The 26,507-nt window shown below is 65.4% G+C and carries 25 protein-coding genes; 15 read left to right on the top strand and 10 right to left on the bottom strand.

Going from position 1 to position 26,507, the window contains the following annotated elements:
- Positions 1 to 79 precede the first annotated feature (79 nt).
- From HEP73_RS16130 to HEP73_RS16085, 10 genes are all read left to right on the top strand, one after another.
- Positions 80 to 2,749 carry a M1 family metallopeptidase gene (locus tag HEP73_RS16130; protein WP_185820753.1) on the top strand — a complete coding sequence of 890 codons (2,670 nt, stop codon included), beginning with the start codon at positions 80 to 82 and terminating at the stop codon, positions 2,747 to 2,749.
- Positions 2,750 to 3,311: 562 nt separating this feature from the next.
- The gene (locus HEP73_RS16125; RefSeq protein ID WP_255423532.1) at positions 3,312 to 4,238 is read left to right on the top strand and encodes a hypothetical protein; all 927 of its coding nucleotides are present in this window, start codon (positions 3,312 to 3,314) and stop codon (positions 4,236 to 4,238) included.
- 20 nt (positions 4,239 to 4,258) lie between these two features.
- Entirely contained in the window at positions 4,259 to 5,923 is a 1,665-nt protein-coding gene (locus HEP73_RS16120) for an XVIPCD domain-containing protein (protein WP_345776841.1), read from the top strand.
- Between the two features lie 67 nt (positions 5,924 to 5,990).
- Complete coding sequence (locus HEP73_RS16115) at positions 5,991 to 6,254, top strand: hypothetical protein (protein WP_185820752.1); 264 nt, start codon at positions 5,991 to 5,993, stop codon at positions 6,252 to 6,254.
- 91 nt (positions 6,255 to 6,345) lie between these two features.
- Positions 6,346 to 7,236 carry a restriction endonuclease gene (locus HEP73_RS16110; RefSeq protein ID WP_185820751.1) on the top strand — a complete coding sequence of 297 codons (891 nt, stop codon included), beginning with the start codon at positions 6,346 to 6,348 and terminating at the stop codon, positions 7,234 to 7,236.
- A gap of 184 nt (positions 7,237 to 7,420) precedes the next feature.
- Positions 7,421 to 9,262 (top strand): N-6 DNA methylase, encoded by a 1,842-nt coding sequence (locus HEP73_RS16105; protein ID WP_185820750.1) that lies wholly within the window; start codon positions 7,421 to 7,423, stop codon positions 9,260 to 9,262.
- On the top strand, positions 9,262 to 10,038 hold the full coding sequence (locus HEP73_RS16100; RefSeq protein WP_185820749.1) for a restriction endonuclease subunit S domain-containing protein: 777 nt from the start codon (positions 9,262 to 9,264) through the stop codon (positions 10,036 to 10,038). The genes HEP73_RS16105 and HEP73_RS16100 overlap by 1 nt, the downstream gene beginning before the upstream one ends.
- A gap of 280 nt (positions 10,039 to 10,318) precedes the next feature.
- Positions 10,319 to 10,633, top strand: a complete 315-nt coding sequence (locus HEP73_RS16095) for an XAC0095 family protein (protein WP_255423531.1) — start codon at positions 10,319 to 10,321, stop codon at positions 10,631 to 10,633.
- Position 10,634: 1 nt separating this feature from the next.
- Positions 10,635 to 10,850, top strand: a complete 216-nt coding sequence (locus HEP73_RS16090; RefSeq protein WP_185820747.1) for a hypothetical protein — start codon at positions 10,635 to 10,637, stop codon at positions 10,848 to 10,850.
- Positions 10,851 to 11,017: 167 nt separating this feature from the next.
- Positions 11,018 to 12,220 carry a hypothetical protein gene (locus HEP73_RS16085; protein WP_185820746.1) on the top strand — a complete coding sequence of 401 codons (1,203 nt, stop codon included), beginning with the start codon at positions 11,018 to 11,020 and terminating at the stop codon, positions 12,218 to 12,220.
- A 96-nt stretch (positions 12,221 to 12,316) separates the two neighbouring features.
- On the opposite strand, the gene HEP73_RS16080 is transcribed toward HEP73_RS16085, so the two are convergent.
- The 4 genes from HEP73_RS16080 to HEP73_RS16065 form a co-directional block, all read right to left on the bottom strand.
- Positions 12,317 to 13,318, bottom strand: a complete 1,002-nt coding sequence (locus HEP73_RS16080) for an XVIPCD domain-containing protein (RefSeq protein ID WP_185820745.1) — start codon at positions 13,316 to 13,318, stop codon at positions 12,317 to 12,319.
- A gap of 27 nt (positions 13,319 to 13,345) precedes the next feature.
- Positions 13,346 to 13,705 carry a hypothetical protein gene (locus tag HEP73_RS16075; protein WP_255423530.1) on the bottom strand — a complete coding sequence of 120 codons (360 nt, stop codon included), beginning with the start codon at positions 13,703 to 13,705 and terminating at the stop codon, positions 13,346 to 13,348.
- 252 nt (positions 13,706 to 13,957) lie between these two features.
- On the bottom strand, positions 13,958 to 14,725 hold the full coding sequence (locus HEP73_RS16070) for a LytR/AlgR family response regulator transcription factor (RefSeq protein WP_185820743.1): 768 nt from the start codon (positions 14,723 to 14,725) through the stop codon (positions 13,958 to 13,960).
- On the bottom strand, positions 14,722 to 15,822 hold the full coding sequence (locus HEP73_RS16065; RefSeq protein ID WP_185820742.1) for a sensor histidine kinase: 1,101 nt from the start codon (positions 15,820 to 15,822) through the stop codon (positions 14,722 to 14,724). The genes HEP73_RS16070 and HEP73_RS16065 overlap by 4 nt, the downstream gene beginning before the upstream one ends.
- A gap of 6 nt (positions 15,823 to 15,828) precedes the next feature.
- On the opposite strand from HEP73_RS16065, the gene HEP73_RS16060 reads away from it, so the two are divergent.
- Complete coding sequence (locus tag HEP73_RS16060) at positions 15,829 to 16,413, top strand: hypothetical protein (RefSeq protein WP_185820741.1); 585 nt, start codon at positions 15,829 to 15,831, stop codon at positions 16,411 to 16,413.
- Positions 16,414 to 16,559: 146 nt separating this feature from the next.
- Here HEP73_RS16060 and HEP73_RS16055 read toward each other — a convergent pair whose 3' ends face one another.
- The 4 genes from HEP73_RS16055 to HEP73_RS16040 form a co-directional block, all read right to left on the bottom strand.
- The gene (locus HEP73_RS16055; protein ID WP_185823455.1) at positions 16,560 to 18,371 is read right to left on the bottom strand and encodes a glycoside hydrolase family 15 protein; all 1,812 of its coding nucleotides are present in this window, start codon (positions 18,369 to 18,371) and stop codon (positions 16,560 to 16,562) included.
- Between the two features lie 11 nt (positions 18,372 to 18,382).
- Positions 18,383 to 19,285: an SDR family oxidoreductase gene (locus HEP73_RS16050; protein ID WP_185820740.1), complete on the bottom strand. Its 903-nt coding sequence runs from the start codon at positions 19,283 to 19,285 to the stop codon at positions 18,383 to 18,385.
- 243 nt (positions 19,286 to 19,528) lie between these two features.
- Entirely contained in the window at positions 19,529 to 19,771 is a 243-nt protein-coding gene (locus HEP73_RS16045; RefSeq protein WP_185820739.1) for a hypothetical protein, read from the bottom strand.
- 309 nt (positions 19,772 to 20,080) lie between these two features.
- Complete coding sequence (locus HEP73_RS16040; protein WP_185820738.1) at positions 20,081 to 20,359, bottom strand: hypothetical protein; 279 nt, start codon at positions 20,357 to 20,359, stop codon at positions 20,081 to 20,083.
- A 212-nt stretch (positions 20,360 to 20,571) separates the two neighbouring features.
- Between HEP73_RS16040 and HEP73_RS16035 the strand changes: the two genes are divergently transcribed.
- The gene (locus tag HEP73_RS16035) at positions 20,572 to 21,156 is read left to right on the top strand and encodes an alpha-ketoglutarate-dependent dioxygenase AlkB family protein (RefSeq protein WP_185820737.1); all 585 of its coding nucleotides are present in this window, start codon (positions 20,572 to 20,574) and stop codon (positions 21,154 to 21,156) included.
- 67 nt (positions 21,157 to 21,223) lie between these two features.
- Positions 21,224 to 21,874: an HD domain-containing protein gene (locus tag HEP73_RS16030; protein ID WP_185820736.1), complete on the top strand. Its 651-nt coding sequence runs from the start codon at positions 21,224 to 21,226 to the stop codon at positions 21,872 to 21,874.
- A gap of 232 nt (positions 21,875 to 22,106) precedes the next feature.
- Here HEP73_RS16030 and HEP73_RS16025 read toward each other — a convergent pair.
- A protein-coding gene (locus HEP73_RS16025) for an IS3 family transposase (protein ID WP_185820735.1) occupies positions 22,107 to 23,251 on the bottom strand; the annotation gives its coding sequence in 2 pieces (ribosomal slippage) (positions 22,107 to 22,981 and positions 22,981 to 23,251; 1,146 coding nt in all).
- Positions 23,252 to 23,629: 378 nt separating this feature from the next.
- On the bottom strand, positions 23,630 to 24,160 hold the full coding sequence (locus HEP73_RS16020; protein WP_185820734.1) for a DUF1993 domain-containing protein: 531 nt from the start codon (positions 24,158 to 24,160) through the stop codon (positions 23,630 to 23,632).
- Between the two features lie 336 nt (positions 24,161 to 24,496).
- Here HEP73_RS16020 and HEP73_RS16015 point away from each other — a divergent pair, with 336 nt between their 5' ends.
- Positions 24,497 to 26,203 (top strand): FAD-dependent oxidoreductase, encoded by a 1,707-nt coding sequence (locus tag HEP73_RS16015; protein ID WP_185820733.1) that lies wholly within the window; start codon positions 24,497 to 24,499, stop codon positions 26,201 to 26,203.
- Positions 26,200 to 26,505, top strand: coding sequence for a UBP-type zinc finger domain-containing protein (locus HEP73_RS16010; RefSeq protein ID WP_179570728.1), 306 nt, complete (start codon positions 26,200 to 26,202; stop codon positions 26,503 to 26,505). The genes HEP73_RS16015 and HEP73_RS16010 overlap by 4 nt, the downstream gene beginning before the upstream one ends.
- Positions 26,506 to 26,507: the final 2 nt, after the last annotated feature.

The raw sequence follows: 26,507 nt of genomic DNA, 5'->3' as shown, positions 1-26,507 counted from the left end.
CCGCTGTCTGCGTTCCACGCGGCCGCGTCGAACCCGCCACGCCGTCTGTATCCTGCGCCGGCCCATTCGAAGAGCCCCCATGCGCCAGATCCTGACGACTGCTATCGCCCTGGCCCTGGCCAGCGTCTCGCCGTACACGTTCGCCCAGCCGGAACGTCCTGCGCCCAGCATTGCCGCCGCGCCGGCCGCCGCGGTCACCACGCAATTGCCGCGCACCGCCAGGCCGCGCCATTACGCGCTGGAAGTCACCCCGCACGCCGACACGATGACGTTCGACGGCAAGGTCCGCATCGCGCTCGACGTGCTGCAGCCCACCGACCGCATCGTGCTGCAGGCGGCCGACCTGCGCTTCGGCCGCAGCACCCTGACCGGCGGCAAGGCAAAAGCCGCGCTGGTCGCCAAGGTCGCCACCGACGCCGACGCGCAGACCGCCAGCTTCGTGTTCGCCAAGCCGCTGGCGCCGGGCAGCTACGTGCTGTCCATCGACTACAGCGGCGTCATCAACACCCAGGCCAACGGCCTGTTCGCGCTGGACTACGCCACCGCGCACGGCCAGCGCCGCGCGCTGTACACGCAGTTCGAGAACTCCGACGCGCGCCGTTTCCTGCCGTCCTGGGACGAACCCGATTTCAAGGCCACCTTCGACCTGACGGTGAACGCACCGGCCGCGCAGATGGTGGTCGGCAACATGCCCGTGGCCGCCACCGCCGACCTCGGCAACGGCCTCAAGCGCGTCGCGTTCCAGACCACGCCGAAGATGTCCACCTACCTGCTGTTCCTGGGCGTGGGCGATTTCGAGCGCACCGCGCTCAAGGGCGACAACGGCACCGAGATCGGCGTGATCGCCCAGCAGGGCAAGGCCGAGCAGGCGCGCTTCGCGCTGGAGTCCGGCCGCGACGTGCTGCGCGAATACAACGACTACTTCGGCGTGCGCTATCCGCTGCCCAAGCTGGACAACATCGCCGCGCCGGGCGGCAGCCAGTTCTTCAGCGCCATGGAAAACTGGGGCGCCATCTTCACCTTCGAACATTCCTTGCTGCTGGACCCGGCGGTGTCGGATGTGACCGACCGCCAGCGCGTGTTCACCACCGCCGCGCACGAGATCGCGCACCAATGGTTCGGCGACCTGGTGACCATGGCCTGGTGGGACGACCTGTGGCTCAACGAAGGCTTCGCCACCTGGCTGGAAGGCCGCACCACCGCCAAGCTGCACCCGGAATGGGATATCGACAAGACCGGCCCGGCCTACGTCAGCCGCGCCGCCATGGGCCGCGACGCCTACGCCACCACCCACCCGGTGGTGCAGAAAGTGGACACCGTCGAACAGGCCAGCCAGGCCTTCGACGGCATCACCTACGAAAAGGGCTCGGCGGTGATCGGCATGCTGGAGGACTACGTCGGCGCCGACGCATGGCGCGACGGCGTGCGCCGCTACATCGCCAAGCGCGCCTACGGCAACGCCGTCACCGGCGACCTGTGGCAGGAAATCGACGCCGCCGCGCCCGGCAAGCAATTCCTGCAGGTGGCGCACGACTTCACCCTGCAGCCCGGCGTGCCGCTGATCAAGGTCGCCACCAGCTGCAACGCTGGCACCACCGTCGTGCGCCTGGAGCAGGGCGAATACACCCTCGACCGCCCCGACAAACAACCGCTGCACTGGCACGTGCCGGTGGCCGTGCGCAGCGGCGACAAAGACGTGCGCGTACTGGTGGACGGCAGCGCGCAGCTGCAACTGCCCGGCTGCGCCGCGCCGGTGCTGGTCAACGCCGGGCAGAAGGGCTACTACCGCACGCTGTACGCGCCCGCGCAGTTTAAGGTGCTGACCGCTGGCTTCGCCACGCTGCCGGTGGTGGACCAGCTCGGCGTGCTGCTGGATACCAGCGCATTGGCCAGCGTCGGCCTGCAGCCGCAAGCGGACCTGCTCGGCCTGGCCGACACCGTGCCGGTGGGCGCCGCGTCGGACCTGTGGGCCACCGTCGCCACGGTCTACGCCGGCATCGACGACCTGTTCCAGGACGACCCGCAGAGCCAGGCCGCCTGGCGCCGCTACGCGCTGTCGCGGCTGGCGCCGGAGTTCGCCACCCTGGGCTGGGACGACCGCGCCAGCGACGCCGCCCAGGACAAGCAATTGCGCGCGCACCTGATCGACACGCTCGGCGGCATGGGCGACGCCCAGGTGATCGCCGAAGCGCGCCACCGCTTCGCCGCATTCCAGTCCGACCCGAAGGCCTTGTCGCCGGAACTGCGCAACAGCGTGCTGGGCATCGTCGCGCGCCATGCCGACGCCGCCACCTGGGACGCGCTGCATCGGATGGCGCAGAAGGAGACGTCCTCGATGATCCGCGACCAGGACTACCTGCTGCTGGCCGCCGCCAAGGACACCACCCTCGCGCAACGCGCCCTGGACATGGCGCTGACCGACGAACCCGGCGCCACCAACAGCGCCTCCATGATCTCGGCGGTCGCGGGCGAGCATCCGGACCTGGCCTTCGATTTCGCCGTGGCCCACCGCGACCACGTGGACACCCTGATCGACACCACCTCGCGCGCCCGCTACTACCCGCGCCTGGGCGCCGGCTCCGTCGACCTGAAGATGGTCGACAAGATCCAGGCGTATGCGCAGCGTTACCTCGCCGCGACCTCGCGCCGGGATGCGGATGCGGCCATCGCCGACATCCGCACGCGGGTGAAGCTGCGTGCGCAGCGGGTGCCGCAGATCAAGGCGTGGTTGGTGGGGCGGAAGGGGTGAGGCTTGGCAGTTGCTGGTTGAGTGGGGCTGGCTGCCGCCAGGGAGCCTTTCCCTGGCCCAGGCAAGCCTGCGCTGATACCCAAATTGGGTAATGACCAACCCATTCTGGGTAACAAGGTCACCGCCGTTACTACAAGGCCCAGCCCTCGCATGTGCTCTATCGCCCGTCATCGGGTCTGGCCGGTGTCTTGCTCTCCCGTACGAAGCAATGCGTGCTGGCCGTGCTGTACGGCAGCCGCAAAATGGCGTCGGGGGCGTAAGCCGATCGCCGCCACGGGCGGGGCTCCTGTGCGGTGCAGTAGGATCCCGCCAAGCTGGCCGATGCCGGCCTGCTTGCCATACAGGGCAAGGCCAAGCAGGGGCGCTGCTAGGCAAACCGCGCTAGTCCGTGCGCGATGCGCATTTCGTCTACAACTGCTCTTGCAATGCGGTCTTTTCCCGACCCATAGTGCGCCAAGGTACGCGCCGTTCAGCGTGACAGGGCCACGTGCCAGGGCATTGGTCGTGCTCGCCACAAGCGCAGTCGTTTTGCTTCAGGGCTGCGTACACAAGGAGGAAGTACATGCGTCGCGTTGGCTCCAGTGGATTCTTTGCAGGGACGCTGCTGCTGGTCACCATGGGCTGCACCCAAGAGAGCGCGCGTTCGACAACGGCGCCTGTGCCGCCTCCGCCGGCCTCTGCTGCAGCCGAGGACCGTTACCCGGCCGTGCCGGCGTCCTCGCCGCAGCCGTGGACGCGTTTCGTTTTGGAGCGGGCCATGGGCGCAACGTGTTCGACGCGGGCGCAACGCAACTCTTCTGGTCGCAGCGTCCTCTTACCGGCCGACGAGTGCCTCGGGCCGGCGCCGCGTCCGTTGGCCAAGGTCGTGCTGTCGCTCGCGCCAACCGACCTGGCCGAAAGCGAGGAGGAGCGGCTCAAGGCGTTGGACGACGCGGCATATGTTGCTTCGCCCGGTTTGGGCAAACGTCCGGATTTCATGTTGGCCACCGAAACGTTCTGGGTGCGTTCGTTCGAGGCGCCCGATCCGCGCGATACCGTCTATCTGGTGCAGGGCGTGGCGTGCACGGCGCATGCGCTGGAGTGCCAGGGCGGCACTGGAGTGCGCGCATTCCGCTTCGCTGCAAATGGCAAGCTGGCTGACGTCAGCGACCAGGTTCTTCCTGCCGCGCCCACCTTGAGCGAGGCAGAGATCCGCCGCTACGACCCCTATGCGGAACCGATTCCGCTGCTAGATACGTCGCGCTTGTGGACGGTTCCCGTCCTGCGCTGGGTGATCGAATTGGATCCTGATGCGCCGCTGGCCGACGATCCCCGTTACTACAACGATTGGGCCTATGTGCATTTCGGCTTCCTGGTGTGGAAAGGCCGACGGTTCGAGTTGACCGACAAGGTCGACCGCTTGCACTGGCCGTGTCGTCCGGTCCCTGAAGGTGAGCCGGAATGTTCCGGCTCACTGGACAAGATGGGCGATCGGTTCGTTACCCCTTAGTCGATGCATGGAGAGCAATGATGGCTCGGGTAGTAGAATTCAATATCAGGGAGCGCGCAGACGAAGTCGCTGCGCTGTTCAACGCCAATCGTCCCGCTGAGGCGCTGGCACTGCTGGAGCGGCAGCGGCAAGGGCAGCCGGAGGTGGTGCAGGAAAGCCTGGATCGCTATGTCGGCACCAGTGCCGAGCGCAGTCTTGCGGGCTATAGTGCAGCGCCTCCTAGCCCCAATGCGGGAGAGGTGTTGCAGCGCCTGCAAAATGCCAGAACGAGCGAGCCGCGTTTCCCCGCGCATGCCGAGATTGCGACGCTCTCCGACGGTCAAAAGTACGACGTCTATGCCAGCATCGCGCAGACGCGTGGAAATGCAGCAGCCGATCAGGCGCTGGCGACGCCGGGGCAGAGAGTCATCCTAGGCCTGCGGCAAGAAAACTCGACGTTCGACACCATGCAGGATGCCGCTCATCCCGCGCAGCGGCGCGCAGACAATCCAGCCACGCCACGTGATGAGTCGCGTGGTGGCGGCGGAATCTACAACGACCGCCTGGTCGTATTGTGGAAAGATGCCAACGGCACGCCGCACGTGGTCGAATCCGACCGGGCCAACACCGAGCCCACCGCACAGTACGATCACCACGCCGGCAGTACCGGCAACCGTCCGTTTGCCGACGGTGGGCGAGAAACCCGCAGGTTGGATCCATCCCCGGGTTTCGAGGACATTGCGCGGCCCAGGAAGATCGAGGGCGACGATGTAAACGCAGACGGCATTCGCGACCTGGGACGCCTGCGTGACGGCACGGTCGAGATGCAGATGGCGCAACATCCCAATCCCATAGCGGGCGGGGCACTGGAAGACGCGCTTAGGCCGAGCCAAGCCGCCATCGCGGCAGGGCGTGGCATGGTGCAGCGCGACAGCAACGCCGATGGCTGGTTCGATCGGGCCGACGTCAACGGCGTGCAAGACCTCAACGACACGTTCAAGATCCACCGCGGATCGCGCGGCAGCACCGATTCGGCTGGTTGCCAGACGATACATGCGGACGACTACGACACGTTCATGCAAGCCGTTCAAGGCAATCCTGCGCAGACCCGCTGGCAATACGTGCTGACCAGCACGACGCCAGGTCCGGTGAGAGAGCAGCAGCGCGACCAGGAACACCAGCAGGAAGGCGCCAGGCCAGGACCGGCCCAGCAGGACGGACGAGGGCCGCCGGAACACCATCGTCCCGAGGGTCGGCCCGCAGCGCCACCGCACGGCGGGCAGCCCCGGGCAGAGATCGAGCCTGCACAGCAGGCAGCGCTGCACCCGCTGCACGCCCAGGCGAGCACCCTGGTCGGGCAGTTGGACGCGCGCTTGGGCAGGGCCAGCGACGAACACAGCGAGCGCATGAGCGCCAGCCTCGCGCATCTGGCAAAGGAGCACGGGTTGGAGCGCATCGATCATGTGCTGCTGAGCGAGCAGACGCCGCGTGCTGCGGCGGGCGCAACGGTGTTCGTCGTGCAGGGCGAGCCTAGTAATCCGGCGCATCTGCGTGCCGACATGCCGACCGAGGTGGCGGTCAATACGCCAGTGGAACAGTCATTGGCCCAACTGCAAGCGCTCGATGCGCGCTCGCTGGCACAGAGCCAGGCGCAGGACCAAGCTCTGACGCAAGAGCAGGGAGCCAAGCAACGCGGGATGGGCTGATGCGCCAGAGTGCTGGTTTCGGTGGGATCGAAGTGCGTAGCGCTGTCTGCCGATGCTGGCGAGCACGATGACGTCGCCTTCCCAGCCACGGCGCAGGCACGATCCCGCGGTTTGCGGAGTGCCTGAGTCGGTGTCGCATGAAGGCGAAGCTGTCTCCGGCTTCGCCGAGCAGTCCGTGCTTGGCGAGATGTCGCCGCGTCAGGGGCAGGAAGCGTTCGTCGCGCGTGGGTTGGCGTCCCGCGCCAAGGCCCGCCGATCGGGCGTCTATGTCGAGGCAAAGGATGTGTTGGCGGCGCTGCAGTCCCGGTTGGACTTGGCGCGTAAGGGCTAAACCCGGGAGTCTGGCGGTAAGCCCCAGCGTGAAGGCGGCTATCATTGAGTGCGCGTCCTGCACCCTAGACACCGGAGACATGGAAAAGCCGATGGCCAACATCACCAAGCGCCGCAAAGGCGAGCTGATTCGCATGCTGTTCCAAATCCTCAAGGCACAGCCGGAGGGAATGCGGGCCAGCGAAGCGCTGGAGCTGTTGGCGAAGCAGGCCACGTTGACCGAGTACGAGGAAGGGAACTACGAGACCGGCGGACGCCGCTTCGAGAAGATCGTGCGGTTCAGCACCGTGGCGCCGGTGAAGGCCGGTTGGCTAGTCAAGGACAAGGGCATCTGGACGCTGACGCCCGAGGGCGAAGCCGCCTTGCAGGCTTATCCCGACCCGGAACAGTTCAACCGCGCGGTCGGCCAGCTATACAAGAAATGGAAGAGCGCCCAGCCCGACCCGGTCGAGGGCGAAGAGGGTGAGGAGGAGATCGGCGAGGGTTCGGCCACCATCACCCTGGAAGAAGCCGAGGAGATGGCCTGGACCGAGATCGAGGCATATCTCGCGGCGATGCCGCCTTACGATTTCCAGGAACTCGTCGGCTCTCTGCTGAAGGCAATGGGCTACCACGTCGCCTGGATCGCCCCGCCCGGCAAGGACGGCGGCACCGACATCATCGCCTACAACGACCCGCTCGGCACCCGGCCGCCGCGCATCAAGGTGCAGGTCAAGCGCAACGCCAACTCCCCGCGCATCGATGTGAGGGACCTGCGCAGCTTCATGGCCGTGCTCAGCGAGGGCGACGTGGGCCTGTTCGTGGCCCTGTCCGGCTTCACCAAGGATGCGGACTACGAGGCGCGGCAGTCGCATCGCCGCATCAACCTGATCGATGCGCGCAAGCTGCTGGGGTTGTGGACCGCCCACTACGCCCAGCTTGACGATGTCGCCCGCACCCGCATGCCGCTTAAGCCGGTGTGGTTTCTTGCTGGGGACGAGTGAGTAGATGGCTCTGCAGACAAGTAGTTTTGTTGCCTGTAGTTTTGTTGCTTGAGATTTGGGTAATCTGAGTAAGCAGAAAGCCCTATCAACATATAAAGGACAGGAGTGCGCGCGTTCACTGTCTCCTTTAATAAAAGCTATCATTGAACGTGATATTGTAAATTCAGGATAATAAGAGATAGAGATGCATTACGAGACTGTATTAATAAAAGATAAGCCCAGTGCAGCTCCCGCGAAGTTTACTATTTTCTTGGTCGGGGATGAGCGTTTCGTGTTTTGCCCGATTCGTGAAAAGGCGTACAAGGTGGATTCTAAGCCGGAAGAAATAGTTCGGCAGTGGTGGCTATACCGACTCCGTGATCAATATGGTTACAAATTTAGCCAAATTGGAGTGGAGGTTTCAGTCCGCGTTGGATCGGCAGAAGCAAAAAAGAAGGCCGATATAGTCGTCTATAAAGATGACACGAAGCGTATTGCGAGAATATTTGTTGAGGTCAAAAAGCCTGACCGGAAGGACGGTGTGGACCAGCTTGAGGTCTACATGAATGCCACCGGTTGCCGCCTGGGCCTCTGGAGTAATGGTGGAACTCCACATGTTTATTTGCTCCGTGTAGAGCCCAAAGATGGCCAAGAGGAAGCTAGTTGGCGAGAGCTGAGAAATATCCCTGCTGCGGAGGAGGATATCTCATCCGTTGACAGGCCTCTTACTCGCAGTCAGCTTGAGCCGGTTAATGATTTTCTCGCCATTTTGCGTGAATGCGAGGATCACATTAAGGCGCACGAGGGGGTTAATGTTTTTGATGAGATATTCAAGCTGATATTTGCGAAACTCTACGATGAGCGTCGTAATTTGAAGAATGATGATTCGCCAGCCAAGTTTCGAGTGGGTGCGCTTGAATCAGCAGTGGACGCACGAGGGCGCATTGTTAAGCTTTATTCAGATGCTCGCACTCAGTGGCAGGGTGTGTTCGCTCCAGGTGAAGATATAAATCTTGGTGATGAGACGCTAGCATTTTGTGTATCTGCACTTCAAAAGACCTATCTTTTGAAGTCCGATGCGGACGTGCTTGGTGCTGCATTCGAGGTAATGGTCAATCCGACGATGAAGGGTGATAAGGGGCAATACTTTACCCCTAGGCATGTCATTGATCTTTGTATAGATGTACTTAATCCGCAGGATAGTGAAACTATTTTCGATCCAGCATGCGGCAGCGGGGGGTTTCTCGTATCTGCAATGGATCATGTATTCAAAGCCATACGTGCAGAGCGTGATGACGAAAGCGAGATCTTAGAGAATCAGAAGGATTATGCCTCCAGCAATGTGTTCGGGATGGACTACGATCCTATGATCGCTAAGGTTGCCAAGGCCTATATGCTTATATGGGGGGACGGCCGGTCGAATATCTGCGTTGGGGATGGGCTAAATGACGGAAATTGGTCGGATGAGGCTCGGGCGAAGTTTCAGGACGTGCGACAAGGAAAAAGGAAGTTTAGGCAGTTCGACATTATCGCGACTAATCCACCATTTGCAGGTGACATATCCGCAGAAGATACGTTGTCGAAGTATCGCCTCGCTTATAAGACTGAAGCAAGTGGGCGTAGCAAGCGCCTCGCAAGAGTTTCGCGTGACATCCTTTTTCTTGAGCGGTGCTTAGAGTCGTTGTCTTCTGGGGGGAGGATGGCCATCGTGCTTCCCCGGGGGATATTTAAAAATTATACCGACGAGCGGGTTCGGAGATTTATTCTTCAGCGTGCAAAAATCAAGGCGGTCGTTAGTCTTACAGGGAATATGTTTAAGCCCTTCACGAACACAAAGACTTGTGTGCTTTTCGTGCAAAAACGAGAAGTTGAGCTTGTCGATCTGCACAAGGCGGCTAACGATGGGCCAATTGTTTACGCAGTGGCTGAGCAATCGGGCAAGGACCAAAGTGGCCGGTTGATACGGGATAGTTCTGGTGCGATAATTTCAGACCTCGGTATAATTGGAAAATATCTTAAGAAAGAAATTTCTTGGAGGTCAAAGTAATGGCGTTGTTAACGAAGCGACCGTTTGTGGATGCGCTGTTGGATTTGAATGTGGATGGCGATGCATTGCTTTCGCAGAATCACATCTTTGAGCCAGAATTTCACCAGGAATTGTATCGAGCCGCTAGCGAGAATGCGAAGGAGAGCCGTGGAGCATTCCGTATTGGCGATCTTTCACGTATTTTACGTGAGCCTAATCGCGGAAGGCAACCTGAATATATCGACGATGAGAGTGATCCGGAGTCCTTGGTTTACCAGGGGATGGTCGATCGCTCTGGAAAGAAAGTTGGTTCTGCTGCTACCAGTAACATATGCGCCCTTAAATCTGTTGCGGTCCGCTGGGGCTTTGTCGATTTTGGCGTCGCCCGCGCAGTCTCGAAAGATTTTTTCATTAAGCATGGAAGTCGAGCAGGTGTCCAAAAGCATGATCTTTTGATCAACTCGACGGGTGATGGCACAATCGGACGCGTTGCCATTTATAATAGGGATCATAAAGCCGTGGTTGACGGTCATATTACTATTGTCAGATTCAAAGAGCCTGACTACGCTTGGTATACGGCAGCCTACCTGCTCAGTGAGCAGGGGCAGCGCCAAATTTACCGATACATAAACGGTTCGAGTGGCCAGGTTGAGATATATCCGCAGGACATAAGTCGCCTTTGGGTCCCAGTGAAGTCCCCTGCTAAGGTTAGATCTATAGCGGAGAAATTCCGCTCGGCAGTTAAGAAGTACGAAGAGTTTGATGTGGAAATGACTTCGATGCTCGCCATGGTGTAAGAGATCGTCCGGTGGCTTGACCTAACGCGCTAGCGGGTGCATGATTACCACACGGAGCCTAGAAACTCCTCGTATAGCGGTACCCACCTCCGACAAACTGGTGGGTTTTTTGTGCCTGCATACTTTGTAGGTACAGCCGACGCGGCGTTCTGCGTCGGGAGGGCGGTGAATACAACACCCGAAAGGGGAATAAACCCGCCGGCTATACGCGGTTTCTAGCCTCCCGACTTCCCGTCCGCCATTGGCGGCGGACGGCCACTTCATGGAAGGAGAGGCGACGATGTCGGAGTACAGAACGGACGATCTTGAAATGGCGGGCTATTTCCTGCCCGAAGAGAGCCAGTTCCGGTTGGTGCGGCTGGGCGAGTTCATCAAGTTCCTCGCAAGACTGGCAGAGCCACGCAGCGTGGACGAAGAGCGGGAGGCCGCGCCGAAGGTGCGAGCGGGCGAGCTAGCGGTGTGCATGGAATTGCTCGCGGAGCAGATGGACATGGTGCTACGCGAGGTGTCGTGGCCGGCATGTCGTCAGTCTCTTTACTCGGGCCAGGATCTTGGCGCCGACACCGTGGACGCTTCGATGCGGGGGAGGGAGTGAGATGGCCGCTACATCCTTTGCCTTCGGCCTGACCCTGAAGCAGGTGGACGCGCTCGACCGCCTGATGCGGACGATCACGGTCTATGGCGATGTGATCGCCGCGGGCGGTGCTGCCCATTTCGATCACCGGTCCTTGCCTGCGCTTGGAGAGGCGATCTATGACGCGGCTCATGCGGTGCGCGGCATCCTTGTTGAGGTGGTCAAGCAGAAGCTTTGAGCAGCGCGGCGCAATAGTGCGTTTGGCCCGGCTGCTCTATACGGCATGCCCATCCGGCTGTATGCCATGCCATGCGGTCGCAGGAAAGTGTCTGCCTCCGTGCGGCGGACCTTGCGTATGCTTGGCCCCTGCCAGGAAACAGTGCGGCCAAGCGCCAAGGAACCACGATGCAGCAGAGCGAGGAGGCCGCCCCTGGCGGCAGTGAGGCCGGCGAGCGACCGGGGAAACGCAATGCGCCGGCCATGCCGCTGTGGCGCATGTTGCGCCAGACGTTCGGGGTGGACCTGAAATGGCTGGTGCCCTGTTGGGGTGGCGGCATGGTGCTGGCGCACTTCCTGCGCATCGGCTATGTGCTGTCGCTCGGCGATCTTGGCGTGGTGCTGAGTGCGGTGGCGTTGTTTGGTGCGATTGCGCTGCTCGGTTTTTTGGCAGTGCTTGCGCTGCCCGCGTGGGTGATCGGGATGCTGGTCGATCAGCACGTGCTGCCCGTCCCGTTGCGGCCGAGGCAGGACAATGCGCCACGCAAGGGATTGAAATCCTACTATCGTCGCGCGCAGGTCGCGCCGCGCCCGCGGCAGGAGCGCATCTTCGGCAGTATGTGGGTGTTCGCCGGAGCGGCACTGGTGAGTGCCGCTTACTACACCATCATGCTGCTCTGCGCGCGCTCGGGCTTCGGCGGTGTGGCGACCTATGGCGTCATCGCCGGTTTCTGCGTTGGTGCAATCACCTTGATGGTGCTGACCGTCGCCTGGGACTTTGATCGCGTCCGTCGGTTTTGGCCGATTTTGCGCAAGCGGCACAATACGTTCGTGTTGATGCTGCTGATGTACCTGGCCTTCTGGCCACTTGCCGCGTTTGCGGTCGATTACGTGGCACCTCCCGTGCGGGGCAGGGACTGGTTCTATCTCGCGCTTTCTGCGCTGATGCTGGTTTTCGCCCATTGGGGGGTGTACGTAACCCATCGCGTCGAACTGTCCAAACGTCTGCGAGGTTTTGCGCCAGCGTTGTTGATCGTGGTGATCTACAGCGGCGCGCTGCTCGGCAGCGTGGACGTCACCGTGCGCAAGCTCGGCATCGGCATGCTGCCGAGCGTGCAGTTGCAATTGACGGAGCAGGGCTGCCAGATCGTCAAGGCCGCCTGGCCGGAAGCGCGCTGCGAGCGAGCGCAACCCGGATCGAACGTGTATGTGCTGCCGTCGGTCGATGTGCTGACCCGGTTGGGATCGGATTTCTATGTGGCGCCGCCTGGTGGGCTCAGCGATGAGCACAAGCCGCGCTTTCTGATTCCTGCGAGCCAAGTGCTGAGTTGGAGCAGGGTCGAGGCTGCCAAGAAGACAGCAGTTGCACCGCCCACACCACCAGCCAAGTAATCGATTGCCTGTTTGCAAACAGGTGCTGTGTTCGGGCTAGCAGGCAGCACGCGGCCACCCTGTTCTGAGGGTGGCCGGCGACTGCAAACAGCAAAGCTACAGCGCCTGCACCATCGGCCGCTGCTGCGCTTCCTGTGTCTGGACCTGGTTCTGCACTTGCTGCTGCTCGCGCTCCTGCACCTGCTGGTTGGGCTGCTGCGCTTGCGCCTTGTCAAACGACTGCTCGACCGGGGTCTGCGCCGCTTCCGCGGTCGACATGTGCGCGCGCATCTTGGCCGGGTCGTCAGACGCGCCCTGCACGATGAAGATGTTCTCGCCCGCCGGGGCGGCCCTGGTCTTCTCACTGAGTGCGATCTGGTCGACGCTGCTGAAGTTGTTCTGCTTGGCCAGTGCGTACAGGCTGGCGCTGACGCGGTCGTTGTCGGCCGGGTCCAACTGGCCGGGACCGTTGAGGCCTTCGACCTTGCCGCGGATCTGCTGCAGCATGGCGGGGTCCTGGGGACCCTGGTGCGCGGGGGCGTCGTCCGGCGCCGGAGCGCGCTGCCGGTCCAGGGCCGGTTGCTCGCGGTAGCGCAGTGCCTCGGTGCGTTCCCGCGACAGCATGCGGTTGTCGATGCCCGGCTCGACCCGGCCGGGGAAGTCGTTCACCGGCACGTCCATCAGTTCGCCGAAGGTGCGGTAGGCGGAGTTGCTGTTGACGGTCTCGCCGAAGACCTTGAAGCCGTAGTTGGGGTAATTGAGGTCCTGCGCGTTGAGTTCGGGCACGGCGCTGACCGCGGTGTTCCAGCGCGCCAGGATCTCGTCCTTGTCGCCGGTGGCGACGGTGCGCGACGGCTGGCCTTCCTGGATGTAGCTGGTGCCGTCGACCTTGGCGCCGATGGCGCTGGCGTAGCCGGCGTCGTGCGGGTAGTGCCAGGCGCGCAACGAATGCTTGGTCTCGTCGGTGCCGATCGGGATGGCTTCGCCGGTCTGCCGGTCGGTGGCCAGGCCGTGCAGTTCGGCCAGGGCCTTGCCGTGCTCGTCGCGCAGTACCCAGTAGTCGTGGCCGGCAACGCCGGCGACGCCGAGCGAGCGTGCTTCAATCGAATAATCGGGCATGTCTGTCTCCTTCCTTGGTGATCGGGGTTAGTGCGGTTGGGTGGCGACGCAGCTGTCCAGCGAGGCCTTGAGGTCCTTCATCGCCTGCGCCACGCCCAGGTCGACGAAGTATGCGCCTGCGCCCTTCAGGGTGATCTTGGCCTGGCCGGCACCTTGCGCGCGCTCGATGCGCATGCGGAAGCCGCTGCGGTTTTCTTCTTCGAAGTTGCCCGATTCCAGTACGCCCTTGGCGTCGTCCTTGCGCGTGACCTTGGGCCAGGAGCTGCTGGTCTCGGACAACTTGGTGATGCTGGTCTCGGCGCAGTCGAACAGGCGCTGGGTCGGCAGGTCCGCGGGCACTGCCAGGATATCGGAGGCCATCGGGGTCTTCTTTGCGGCGGCGGACATGCTGCATGCTCCTGCGACGAACAAGAGGCCGGCGATCTGGGCGGCGGCGAGCCACGGCTTCATGTGCTTCTCCTTGTGTGGCCCGGCGTGTCGCACTGCGGTGCTGCGGCGAGGCGATGTGCCCACTGTAAATGCGCCGGCTGCGCCTGTCGATTCGGTGCCTGGGCCGCGCGAGCCGGTGCCGGACGGTGTGCGGTGGAGCGCTTGGCGCGGAGCTAGGCCGTGGTCCTGCTTACGGCCGCCGCGCCCGCCTCATTCCCCACCGCCATTGGTCACCAACCGCAGGAACACCTCATGCTGATACCGGCTCATGCGCAGCTGCTGGCCGTTGTCCATGGTGACCACGTGGTGGCCGTTGAACCAGGGATGGATGGCCTTGACCCGGCGCACGTTGATGATCGCCGAGCGGTGCACGCGGGCGAAGTGGCGCGGGTCCAGGCGTGCGCCGAGGGCGGCCATGGTCTCGCGCAGTTCGTGCACGGCGCCGGCTACGTGGAGTTGCACGGTGTTGCGGTTGGCCTTGATCCAGACGATGTCGTCCACGGCGACGAACACCACGTGTTCGTCCACGCGCACGGCGATGCGCTGCAGGTAGGCGTCGCGCTGGCGCAGTGCGTCCAGCGCCTGCAGGAGGTGGGCGGGATTGTTGCCGGCGCCGCCCAGCCGCGCCTTGGCGCGTTGCAGGGTGGCGGCGAAGCGCTCGCGGCTGAAGGGCTTGACCAGGTAGTCCAGCGCGTTGGCTTCGAAGGCCCGCACGGCGTACTGCTCGTAGGCGGTGACGAACACGGTGGCCGGCATGCGCTCGGCGCCGATCTGCGCGACCACGTCCATGCCGGTCATTTCCGGCATCTGGATGTCCAGGAACACCAGGTCCGGCGAGTGCGCGCGGATCGCGGCCACCGCGGCGGCGCCGTCGCCGCATTCGCCGAGCAGGGCGATGTCGGGATGCTCGCGTAGCAGGCGCACGATGGCGTGGCGGGCGATCGGTTCGTCGTCGATGACCAGCGCGGCGATGGTCATGCGGGTACGTGCTCCGGCGCGCCTTCGGCGTCTTCCAGTTCGCGGAATGGCATGCGGATGCGGCACGCCACGCCTTGCGGCCAGATCATGTCCAGGCGGATCTCGGCGTGCGTGCCGTAAAGTTCCTGCAGCCGCAGCCGCGTGTTCGACAGGCCGATGCCGTGGCCGGCGGTGCCGCTGCTGTCGCCCAGGGTGCTGTTGCGGTTGCGCACTTCGATGCGCAGCTGGCCGTCTTCGCGCCGGCTCTCGATCTCCACGCAGTCGGCGCCGGCGTGGCGGCCGATGCCGTGCTGGATGGCGTTCTCCACGATCGGTTGCAGCAGCAGGCTCGGCACCGCGCAGTCCAGGGTGGCAGGATCGATATATAGGCGCGTGGTCAGGCGGTCGCCGAAGCGCTTGCGCTGGATGCCCAGGTACAGGTCGAGCAGGGTGAGTTCGTGGCGCAGGGTGATTTCCTGGCCGTCGAATTCCTCCAGCAGCGCGCGCAGCAGTTCGCTCAGGCGCAACAGCATGTCCTCGGCCGAGGCGACGTCGTCGTCGAGCAGGGTCACGATGGCGTGCAGGGTGTTGAACAGGAAGTGCGGTTGCAGTTGGGTCTTCAGCGCCTGCAGCCGCGATTGCGCCAGTTCCGTGGCCAGGCGGCTGGCTTCCAGTTCGCGGCGGTCGCTCTCGCTGCGGTAGTGCAGCGCCTGTTGGATCGCCAGCAGGCCCCAGTAGGTCAGCAGGCCGATCGCGAAGTGCTTGCCGATGAACTGACCGAGCTGGTCGAAGAACGCGCCTGGCGAGACGACTGCGCCGATGAACATCGCCAGCGCGGTGACGCCGATGCCGGCCAGCAGCTGCCGCCCCAGCGAACGCAGCCGCAGCGGGGTGACGATCGGGAAGCGTTCGCCCAACTGGAACACCAGTGGCGCCAGCGCGGCCCAGGTGTACCACTGGATCATCGACCAGCGCAGGTAGTCGCCGAGCTGCCAGCTGTGGCCGTTGTTGACGGAATCGTACAGACAGCCCTGCACGGCGAACGCCACCACAACGGCGGTCCACAGGCTCAGGTATCGGGTCAGGCCGATTTCCGTGGAACCCAGGCGGATCTTCATCGGGCGATGCTCGAACGGGATGCGGCGATCCTAAGCGCGGTGGTGCGCGCTGAGAAGCGCGGCGAGCAATGGCGACGATTGGTCACGCCGGTACGACGATTCGTCCCGGATCGCTGGGCTTGGGGCAGGGCGGGCGTGCCAGATATGCGCACCGCTGCTGTTGCCGATGTGCACGAGGCGGTATCCCTTCTGCCGGAGATTCCCGCCATGACTCCATTGCCTACCGCCTGCCTTGCCATCGCGCTGCTCGCCGCAGCGGCCACCGCCCATGCGCAGGACGCCAGCCGCACGCACTACGTCATGCTGGTCAACCGCGCGCACGACAGCGTGACCGCGCTGGCGGTCGCTGACCCTGGCAGCACCACGTTCCGCGCCATTGCCGCCGACCCCCTGCGTGGCGGCGGCGACTCGACCACCATCGGCATCGCCGGCGCAGGCTGCCGCTACGACCTGCGTTTCGAGTTTGGCGACGGGCGCACGCTGGTGTACCGCAACCTGGACGTGTGCCGCAATGTGCTGGTACGGATCCGGGCGCTGCCGCGCAAGGAGGTGGATGCGTCGATGCGGTTCGCGGTGTCGATGGGGGATTAGCCTTTTCGAGACTGCGGGGGGCGTTGCGGGAGATGCTTTGGTGAGTGACGTGCTGGCGGGGGCGATACGTGTTGTTGGTGGTGTCTGTCGCGACTGAAGTCGCTCCTACAGGGGCGGTGCGCTAGGGCGCCGCTGCGATGCCGCTGCTATTCGCCGCCCACTGCCAGGGCGGCGTGGATCAGCGCCAGGTGGCTCAGGCCCTGCGGCATGTTGCCGAGCGCGGCGCCGCTGTGCGGGTCGACCAGTTCCGGCAGCAGGCCGACGTCGTTGCCGACGGTGTCGAGCAGGTGTTCGAACAGGCGTCTGGCTTCGTCGCGTTCGTCGAGCAGGCCGTAGGCTTCCACCATCCAGAAGCTGCAGGCGATGAACGCGCCTTCGCGTTGCTGCATGCCGCTGTAGCGGTGCAGCAGGGCGCGCGCGTCGCCGCTGCCGAGTTCGCGGCGGATCGCCTCGCGGGTGGCGATCATGCGTTCGCGGCGCACCTCGCCCAGGCCGAAGCGCGAGGCCAGCATCAGCCCGGCATCCAGCGCGTCGCTGCCGGCGTACAGGGTGTAGGCCTGCTTGTGCTCGGACCAGCAGTGCGCGTCGATCCAGTCGAGGATGCGCGCCTGTTCGCGCTGCCAGCGCGGCAGCATGGCCTTGGACAGGTGACCGGCCTGGGCCAGTTCGCTGGCGCGGCGCAGCGCCATCCAGCACTCGATCTTGGACATGGTGTAGTGCTGCGCGTCCTCCAGTTCCCAGAATCCGGCGTCCTTGCGCATCCATGCCTCGGCGCATGCGTTGCCGAGTTCGAACAGGTGCTGCGCGGTGTGCGGATCGAGGATGTGGCCGTGCTCGACGAAGCGCGCGGTCATCTCGAACACGTCGCCGTACAGGCACAGCTGCAGCTGGTCGGTGGCGGTGTTGCCCACGCGCACCGGGCGCGTGTGGCGGTAGCCGGCGATATCGATCTGCCGCTCGTCAGGGACCAGTTCGCCGTGCAGCGTGTAGCACGGGCGGATCCACGGCCGGTGCCGGGCGATGGTACCGAGCAGCCAGGCGAACGCGGCCTTGGCGTCGGGCAGGGCGCCCACGCGCAGGAACGCCTTGGTGGTGTAGGCGGCATCGCGCACCCAGGCGTAGCGGTAGTCCCAGTTGCCGTTGCCGCCGATGCCCTCGGGCAGCGAGGTGGTGGCCGCGGCGGCGATGGCGCCGGTGGGCGAATACCACAGGAACTTCAGCGCCAGCGCCGAGCGCAGCACGGTCTGCGGGTAGCCGCCGTCGTAGTGCAGGTTGCCGGTCCACTCGCGCCATTCCTGGTCGCTGCGCTCGATGCGCGCGTCGATGTCCTCCAATGGCGGCACCGGCAGCGCTTCGTCCTGCGTGGCGAGCACCGCGAGCACCTCGCGTTGGCCGGCGTGCAGGCGCAGCCGGGCTTGCACGCCGCGGTCGTCGTAGGCGGAAACGGTGAGCGCCTGCGAGTGGCGCAGCATCGCCATCACCGGGCCGATGTGGAACACGCGGCCGTTGGGGGTGTCGCTCATCCAAGGCGTGGATGTTCCGGCGCGGGTGCCGGGCCGGAAGCAGATCTCGAACTCCACCTCGCCGTCCATGCCTTCCAGCCGCCGCGCCAGCTCCGACCACGGCAGGCGCCCGGCTTCGCCGCTGTTGAGCGACTCGGTCAGCCGCGCGCTGCCGCCGGCAGTGCGGAAAGTGGTTTCCAGCACGTTGCTGTCGTCGCGGTAGCGGCGCTGCACCTCGATGGAGCCGACCGGGGTAATGGCGAAGCGGCCGCCGTCGCGCGCGTCGAGCAGGCGGTCGAACAGCGGCGGTGCGTCCATGGTCGGCACGCACCACCAGTCGATGCTGCCGTCGGCGGCGACCAGCGCCACCGAGCGGCCGTCGCCCAGCGCGGCATAGCTCTCGATCGGCGCGGTGCCCTCGGCATCGCGCTGCAGGCGTGGCGCGCGAGCAGGCACGGCCGGCGCGCTCAAGACAGCAACAGGCCGCCGGTGGCGCCGATGATCTCGCCGGTGATGTAGCTCGATTCCTGCGAGGCCAGCAGCACGTACAGCGGCGCCATCTCCACCGGCTGGCCGGCGCGCTTGAGCGGGGTCTCCGAGCCGAACGCGGGAATCTTCTCCGGCGGCTGCCCGCCGCTGGGCTGCAGCGGCGTCCACACCGGCCCCGGCGCCACCGCGTTGACGCGGATGCCCTTGTCGGCCAGTTGCTGCGCCAGCGCCTGGGTGAAGTTGGCGATGGCCGCCTTGGTCGACGCATAGTCGATCAGCATCGGCGAGGGCTGGTAGGCCTGGATGGAGGTGGTGTTGATGATGGTGGCGCCCGGTGGCAGATGCGGCACGGCGGCCTTGCACAGCCAGAACATGGCGAACACGTTGGTGCGGAAGGTGGCCTCGAACTGCTCGGTGCTCAGTTCGGCGATGTCTTTCACCGCGGTCTGCTTGCCGGCCACGTTGACCAGGATGTCCAACCCGCCCAGCACCTCCACGCTCTTGGCCACCAGCTGCTCGCAGAACGCCTCGTCCTGCAGGTCGCCGGGTAGGCACACCGCCTTGCGGCCTTCGGCCTCGATCAGCGCGACCACCTCGGCGGCGTCCTGCGCTTCCTCGGGCAGGTAGTTGAGGACGATGTCGGCGCCTTCGCGCGCATAGGCGATCGCGGTGGCGCGGCCGATGCCCGAATCGGCGCCGGTGATCAGCGCCTTGCGCCCGGTCAGGCGGCCGAAGCCGCGGTAGCTCTGCTCGCCGTGGTCGGCGGCCGGCTGCAACGCGTGCACGCTGCCGGGCGGGGTCTGGGTCTGCTCGGGGAACTCGGGTTGCGGGAACTGGGTGAGCGGGTTCTGCATCGTGAACTGGTTCTTGCTGCCAGACATGCACGATCTCCTTGCGATGGGGGAAGGCGCGGCGCCATGCCGAGGTGGACGCACTCGGCGGGCCAACGCACGCAGTATGGAAATCGCGCGGATGCGGCAGGGTGAACGAAATGGGCAGGGCACGTGAAAGTGCGATACCGGCACGGCTTGCCTGCAGACATGCAGACGCAACCGCACGCGTCGCATTACGGATGCGGCGTGCGGTACGACCGAGCGATATGCGTGTGCGATGCCTGCTGCGCTCTAGCGGCTGCTGCGACGCCAGGCGATCACTGCGACCGTGGCCAGTGCGGCCAGTGCGGCCACCGCGCCGGCCGCGGCCACCTGCGTCGCCAGCTCGGTGCGCTGCGCGCGCCGGCGCAGGCCGCCGTCCACGCCGACAGGCGACAGTGGCGGCTGGAAGACGTTGCCCGGCAACATTAGCGCGTGCGGCGTGCGTGCCAGATAGCGGTCGAAGAAGCGGCCCATGCCGCGGATCGAACGCATTGGGCGCCAGCGCATGCACCACGCGCATCGCGCCGACCGCTGGGCCGATCACCACGCGCCAAGGGGATGCCGCCACTCAATTCATGGTGTCGATGGCCCGCTAGCGGCCATGCATGAGTGTGCTGCGGCGGCCGCTTTGGGAGGATTGCGTGGTGGCGGCTCTGGATGGCTAAAGGCTATTCGGCCTAGCCGGTGTCCTTTGCGCGACCAAACAGCATGGCACTCAGCATCAAGTTGCAAGCGGATGGACGCGCTCGGGTGCTTGCATGCTGCTGCAGCAAGGCAGCAGCACGCCGTCGCCGCAATCGGCTAGCGCCGCGCGCGTCGCCAGGCGATCAGCGCGGCGACCGCTGCCACGGCGGCAATCGTGCCGACCGCGGCCACCCTGGTCGCCAATTGCACACGCTCCGCGCGTCGGCGTAGATCGCTGTCGGCGCTGCCTGCGGAGAGAGGCGACTGGAACACCTCGCTGCGGTTGGTCCGTGCGCCGCGTGCGCCGAGCGCTGCGGCGGGTGCCTGGACGCCGTCGTTGCCGGAGGCATCGGCGCCGTAGGCGCTGTGGAGGGGCGTGGCGGCTGCTGTGGTCATGCTTTCCGTCGTCCTGCGCGCTGCGGTCATGCGTGCGTATCGCCTGTGCTGTTGGGTGGGACAGTGTGCATGCTCCCAAGCGCAACGTTAAGGCAGCGCGGGCGAAAAGTAAGAATTCCCCTCGCGGGCTGCGACATTTGGCCGCGTCGCAGCCGCTGATCCGTTCAGATGCTGGGATGGTGCCTCCTTTGCCGCGCCCCCATCTTGTGCCCATGGACCTGTTCGCCCAGCCCGACGACGCGCCGCATTGTCTGGTGCCCGATGCCGAGGGCGGTATCCGCTATTGGCCGCAGTTGCTCGATCCGGAGCTGGCGCAGGCCTGGTTCGCCGCTTTGCGCGATGGCGCGCAGTGGCAGCAGCTGCGCCGGCCGATGTACGACCGGGTGGTGGACGTGCCGCGGCTGGTGGCGGCGTATCGCCTGCAGGATTTGCCCGAGGCGCTGCCGTTGCGTGCGCTGCATGCCGCGGTGCAGGCGCGGCTGCCGGCGCCATACACCGACGTGGGCCTGAACCTGTACCGGGACGGCCGCGACAGCGTGGCGATGCATCACGACAAGCTGCATACGCTGCTGGCGCCGCACCCGATCGCGCTGGTGTCGCTGGGCGCGCCGCGGCGCATGAATCTTCGCGCTACGGCCGGCGCGCGCAGGACCATCGGTGTGGAACTGGCGCCGGGCAGTCTGCTGGCGATGAGCCACGCCTCGCAGCTCACCCACGAGCACGGCATCCCGAAGACCGCCAGGCCGGTGGCGCCGCGGATGAGCGTGGTGTTCCGGGTGCGGCCGCGGTCGGGCTGAACCGTTCGCGCCGCGACAGCGTGTGGATTCCGCGATAATGCGGGTCCGCCCTAGTCAGGAAGACCGCATGACCGCTCTCACCGAACGCTATGCGCGTGCCGTGGACTACGCGCGCATCGCCCACGCCGGCCAATTCCGCAAGGGCGGCACGGTGCCGTATTTCAGCCATGTGCTGGGGGTGTCGACGCTGGTGTTGGAAGCCGGGGGCAATGAAGATCAGGCGATCGGGGCGTTGCTGCACGACGTGGTCGAGGACTGCGGCGCGGGCCACGAGGCGGTGATCCGCGCGCAGTTCGGCGATGCGGTGGCGACGATCGTGATGGGCTGCACCGACGCCAGCGCCGAGCGCAAGGCCGAACACGAGGACGTGCCGGCCAGGCGCCGCGATTGGCGCACTCGCAAGCAGGCGTATCTGGCGCATCTGCGCGAGGCGCCGGATGCGGTGTTGTTGGTCTCGGCCTGCGACAAGCTTTACAACGCGCGCAGCATCGTTGCGGATCTGGAAGATCCCGAGGTGGGTGTGGAGGTGTTCGAACGCTTCACTGCTGGCCGCGAGGGGACGTTGTGGTACTACGCCGCGCTGCATGCGGTGTTCGCCGAACGCGGCGTGGCGGTGCTGCGGCCGTTCGCGGCAGCGGTGGCGCGGATGCATGCGTTGGCGGGTGAGGAGTTTGTCGTGGACGATGCTGGTGCGCTTGCGGTGCCTTCGTTGGTGTAGTCGTTTGGCGCCGATGCATGCTCGGCAATTCCCTTCTCCCGTCGGGACCATGGCCCCCCCCTTTTCGGGAGAAGGTGCCCCGAAGGGGCGGATGAGGGTACGGGCGCAGCCTTGTGCGTTTGGATCAGCGAGTCGCTTCGCGCCGGACCCTCACCCCAACCCCTCTCCCGGTGGGAGAGGGGCTAAAGCGCTTGTCGTGGTCAAGTTTTAGTGGACACCGCGATAGGGGATTTTAGGTAGCTGCGTTCTCGTAGTCGGCCGGTGATCGATAGCCGAGCGTGGAGTGCAGCCGTTGTGTGTTGTAGAAGGCGACGATGTAGTGGGTGATGTCGGCGCTGGCTTCGGTGGGATTGGCGTAGCAACGCTGCCAGACGCGCTCCATTTTCAGGCTCAGGAAGAACCGCTCCATCACCGCGTTGTCCCAGCAATTACCCTTGCGGCTCATGCTGGCCACGAGGGTGTGCTTGGCCAGCAGATCGCGGTGGGCCTGGCTGGCGTACTGGCTGCCGCGGTCGGTGTGCACGATCAGTCCCGGCTTGGGCTGGCGCAGGACGATCGCCATCTGCAAGGCGGCACAGGCCAGCTCGGCCGGCATGGTCGGCGCCATCGCCCAGCCCACGACCTTGCGCGAGTACAGGTCCAGCACGGCGGCCAAGTACAGCCAGCCGCGCTCGGTGCGGATGTAGGTGATGTCGGCCGCCCACGCCTGGTCGGGGGCGGCGGGGGTGAAGCGCCGGTCCAGGACGTTGGGCGCCACGGGCAAGTCATGCCGGCTGTCGGTGGTGTGGACGAACCGGCGCTTCCACCGTGCCTTCAGCCCCTGCTGCTTCATCAGGCGGCGGACCCGGTGGCGGCCAGCGGGAAGGCCCTGGGCCTTCAAACTGGCGCTCAACCGGCGGCTGCCGTAGTTGCCGCCACTGGCCTGGAAAGCGGCCTGCAACGCGGCCGCGAGCGCGCCAGCATGTGGAGCGGGCCGCCGTCGGCGCGCGGCATACAGCCCCGAACGACTCACGCCCAACAACCGGCACAGCCGAGCGGTCCAGGCCTTCTCCTGCCACTGCTGGATCACCTGCTGGATCACTTCAGTTCTCGGGCGAAGAAGGCCGATGCTTTTTTTAGCAGGCTGTTGTCCTCACGCAGCCGCTGGTTCTCCCGCTCCAATGCACGGATGCGTTGCTGTTCGGGACTCAGCGGTCTGCCTGGTCCCGCCTGGCCGGCCTGCTCGCTGTCGTGCTGGGCCAGCCAGCGACGGACAGCGCTATCGACCAGATCCAGATCGCGGCACACCTGGCCCACGCTCAGACCTTGGTCGCGGATCATATGCACCACCTGCAGCTTAAAGGCGCTATCGAAAGTCCTACGCGGGCGGGATGTCATGGCGTACTCGGTCCTCGGGGGGATGATCATCCCCTAGCGAGGTGTCCACGAGAATTAGACCAGGACAGCTGCAGCTGTTCCCTTCTCCCCTCGGGAGAAGGTGCCCCGTAGGGGCGGATGAGGGTACGGGCGCAGCCTCGTGCGCTTGGATCGGCGAGTCGCTTTCGCGCCGTACCCTCACCCCAACCCCTCTCCCGGTGGGAGAGGGGCTATGAACGCTCGGCTGTTCCTTCTCCCATCGGGACCATGGCCCCCTTTTCGGGAGAAGGTGCCCCGCAGGGGCGGATGAGGGTACGGGCGAAGCCTCGTGCGCTTGGATCAGCGAGACGCTTTCGCGCTGTACCCTCACCCCAACCCCTCTCCCGAGGGGAGAGGGGCTTAAGCGCTCTCGGTTTCCACCGTGTCGAACCGACCCAGGTAGTCGAGCTTGCCCACTGCCACGCCTTGCTGGCGCAGGATCGCGTGCGCGGTGGCGACATGGAAGAAGAAGTTCGGCAGCGCGAAGGTCAGCAGGTAGTCGCTGCCGTTGAAGTCGGCCTTCAATTTGCCGGCGCTCAGCGATACTGCGCGGTCCTGCGCACCGTCCAGGGCGGAAGCCTCCACGCTGTGCAGGAAGCGCTGGGTGGCGGCGATGCGCTCGCGTAGCTGCGCCAGGGTGGTTTCGTCGTCCGCCATCTTCGGCGGCACGATGTCGCTGAGGCGGCCGATGGTGTTCTTCGCGGTGTCCGAGCTGCGCTGGATCTGCGCGGCGAAGCCGAACATGTCCGGCGCCAGGCGCGCGTCGACCAGCGTCTGCGGATCCTGGCCGTTGTCCTGCGCATGGCGCTCGGCCAAGTCCACGTAGTGCTGCAGCACATCCAGGCCGCGCAGGAACACTGGGACGGTAAGGCGGTACATCGAGACGGACATGGGCGGTTCCTTGAGAAAGAGATGGCCGGGTAAACATCGGCATTGGCACAGCAACCACTGGATGGGGGGGTGCGGGTGGAACACAAGAGCATCGCCGCCAGGGCCGCTGCGTTTGGCGCGGGCCATACCAGGGTGTACGTAATGGGTGCCGCAGGGAGGCTGCGCTGCGAAGAAGACAGCCGCGTCCACTGAGGACATGTGGCTGCGCCCGTACCCTCACCCCCGGCCCCTCTCCCGGTGGGAGAGGGGAGAGGGCCTCCCAGAATGGGTGATTGCCCGCGGCGTCCACGCATCGCATGCTGTGGGGGTTGTCGCCCGCTACCCACAAGGATGCCGATGAGCCTGGCCGATACCCGTCGCCATCAGATGTTCCCTGTGCTCGAGCCGGCGCAGGTGGACACCGCACGCCGTTTTGCCAGCGGCGCGCCGCGGACGTTCGCGCCGGGTGAGGAGGTGTTCGCCGTCGGCGACCATCCGGCGCCGGTGTGGCTGGTGCTGCAGGGCACGATCGCGGTGGTGCGCCGCGACGGGCTGGGTCACGAGAAGCCGGTCACCGAGCACGGCGCCGGGCAGTTCAGCGGCGAGGTCAGCCAGTTGGCCGGCCGTGCGTCGCTGGCCGGCGGGCGTGCCGGGGCGCAGGGCTGCGTGGCGGTGCCGTTCGATGCGGCGCATCTGCGCTCGCTGATGATCAGTTCGGCCGACGTCGGCGAGATCGTGATGCGCGCGTTGATCCTGCGGCGGGTCGGGCTGATCGAGGGCGATACCGCCGGCTCGGTGCTGATCGGCGAGCCGGGCGAGGCGCGCTTGACCCGCTTGCAGGGCTTCCTGACCCGCAACGGCTATCCCAACACCTTCCTGGATGCGGCCGACGACGACGAGGGGCGCGCGCTGGTTGAGCGCCTGGGTATCCATCACGACGAACTGCCGCTGATGGTCTGCCCCAGCGGCACGGTGCTGCGCCGTCCCAGCGAGGCCGAGGCCGCGCATTGCCTGGGCATGACGCCGGAGCTGGACCCCGACAAGCGCTACGACGTGGCGATCGTCGGCGCCGGCCCGGCCGGCCTGGCGACCGCGGTGTATGCCGCCTCCGAAGGGCTGTCGGTGCTGGTACTGGACCAGCGCGCGATCGGCGGCCAGGCCGGTGCGTCGGCACGGATCGAGAATTACCTGGGCTTTCCCACCGGCATCTCCGGCCAGGCGCTGGCCGGGCGCGCCTACAACCAGGCGCTGAAGTTCGGCGCCGAGCTGGCGTTGCCGCTGGAAGTGGCGCAGCTGCATTGCGATGCGGCCAGCGCCGAGGACTGCAGCGCCGCGCCGCTGCAGTTGCAGATGCGCGACGGCCTGCGCGTACAGGCGCGCACCGTGGTGATCGCGTCGGGCGCGCGCTACCGGCGCCCGGACATCGTCAACCTGGCCGCGTTCGAGGGCAATGGCGTGTCGTATTGGGCTTCGCCGGTGGAGGCGCGGCTGTGCGAAGGCGAGGAGGTGGCCCTGGTCGGCGGCGGTAATTCCGCGGGCCAGGCGGTGGTGTTCCTGGCGCCGAAGGTGAAGCGCCTGCACCTGATCGTGCGCGGCGCCGGGCTGGAGGCGTCGATGTCGCGCTACCTGATCGAGCGCATCGCCGCGTTGCCGAATGTCGAGTTGCACACCGGCACCGAGGTGGTGTCGCTGCAGGCCGACGCATCGCAGCGCCTGGAGAGCGCGGAGTTCCGCGATCGCGCCAGCGGCGCCACGCATCGCTGCAATTTGCACCATCTGTTCCTGTTCGTCGGCGCCGATCCCAACAGCGCCTGGGTGGACGGCTGCGTGCAGCTGGACCACGCCGGCTTCGTCGTCACCGGCGCCGAGCCGGTCGCTGGCCAGGTGCCTGCGCTGCCGTTGGAGACCGATCGGCCGGGCGTGTTCGCGATCGGCGACGTGCGCGCCGGTTCGGTCAAGCGCGTGGCCGCGGCGGTCGGCGAGGGCGCGGCGGTGGTCGCGCAGATCCATCAGTTCCTGGCGCGGCGCAGTGCGCCCGCCACCATCGAGAGGGCCAGCCCATGAGTGCGCGTTGTTCCCACCTTTCCACCATCGTCGAGGTCACGCCGAGCGCGCGCGGCTGCGAGGAATGCCTGAAGATCGGCAGCCCCTGGGTGCACCTGCGCCTGTGCCGCAGTTGCGGCCATGTCGGCTGTTGCGACGATTCGCCCAATCGTCACGCGACCAAGCATTTCCACCAGACCGCGCACCCGATCATCGAAGGCTACGATCCGCCTGAAGGCTGGGGCTGGTGCTACGTGGACGACACCGAAGTGGAGCTGCCGGACCAGACGCCGCAGCTGGGGCCGATTCCGCGTTATGTGTAGCG

Origin of the sequence: Xanthomonas sp. GW (assembly GCF_014236815.1) — a bacterium.
Classification (GTDB): domain Bacteria; phylum Pseudomonadota; class Gammaproteobacteria; order Xanthomonadales; family Xanthomonadaceae; genus Xanthomonas_A.
Note: the sequence above shows the minus strand (reverse complement) of the source record. Positions and strands in the feature narration are given on the sequence as shown.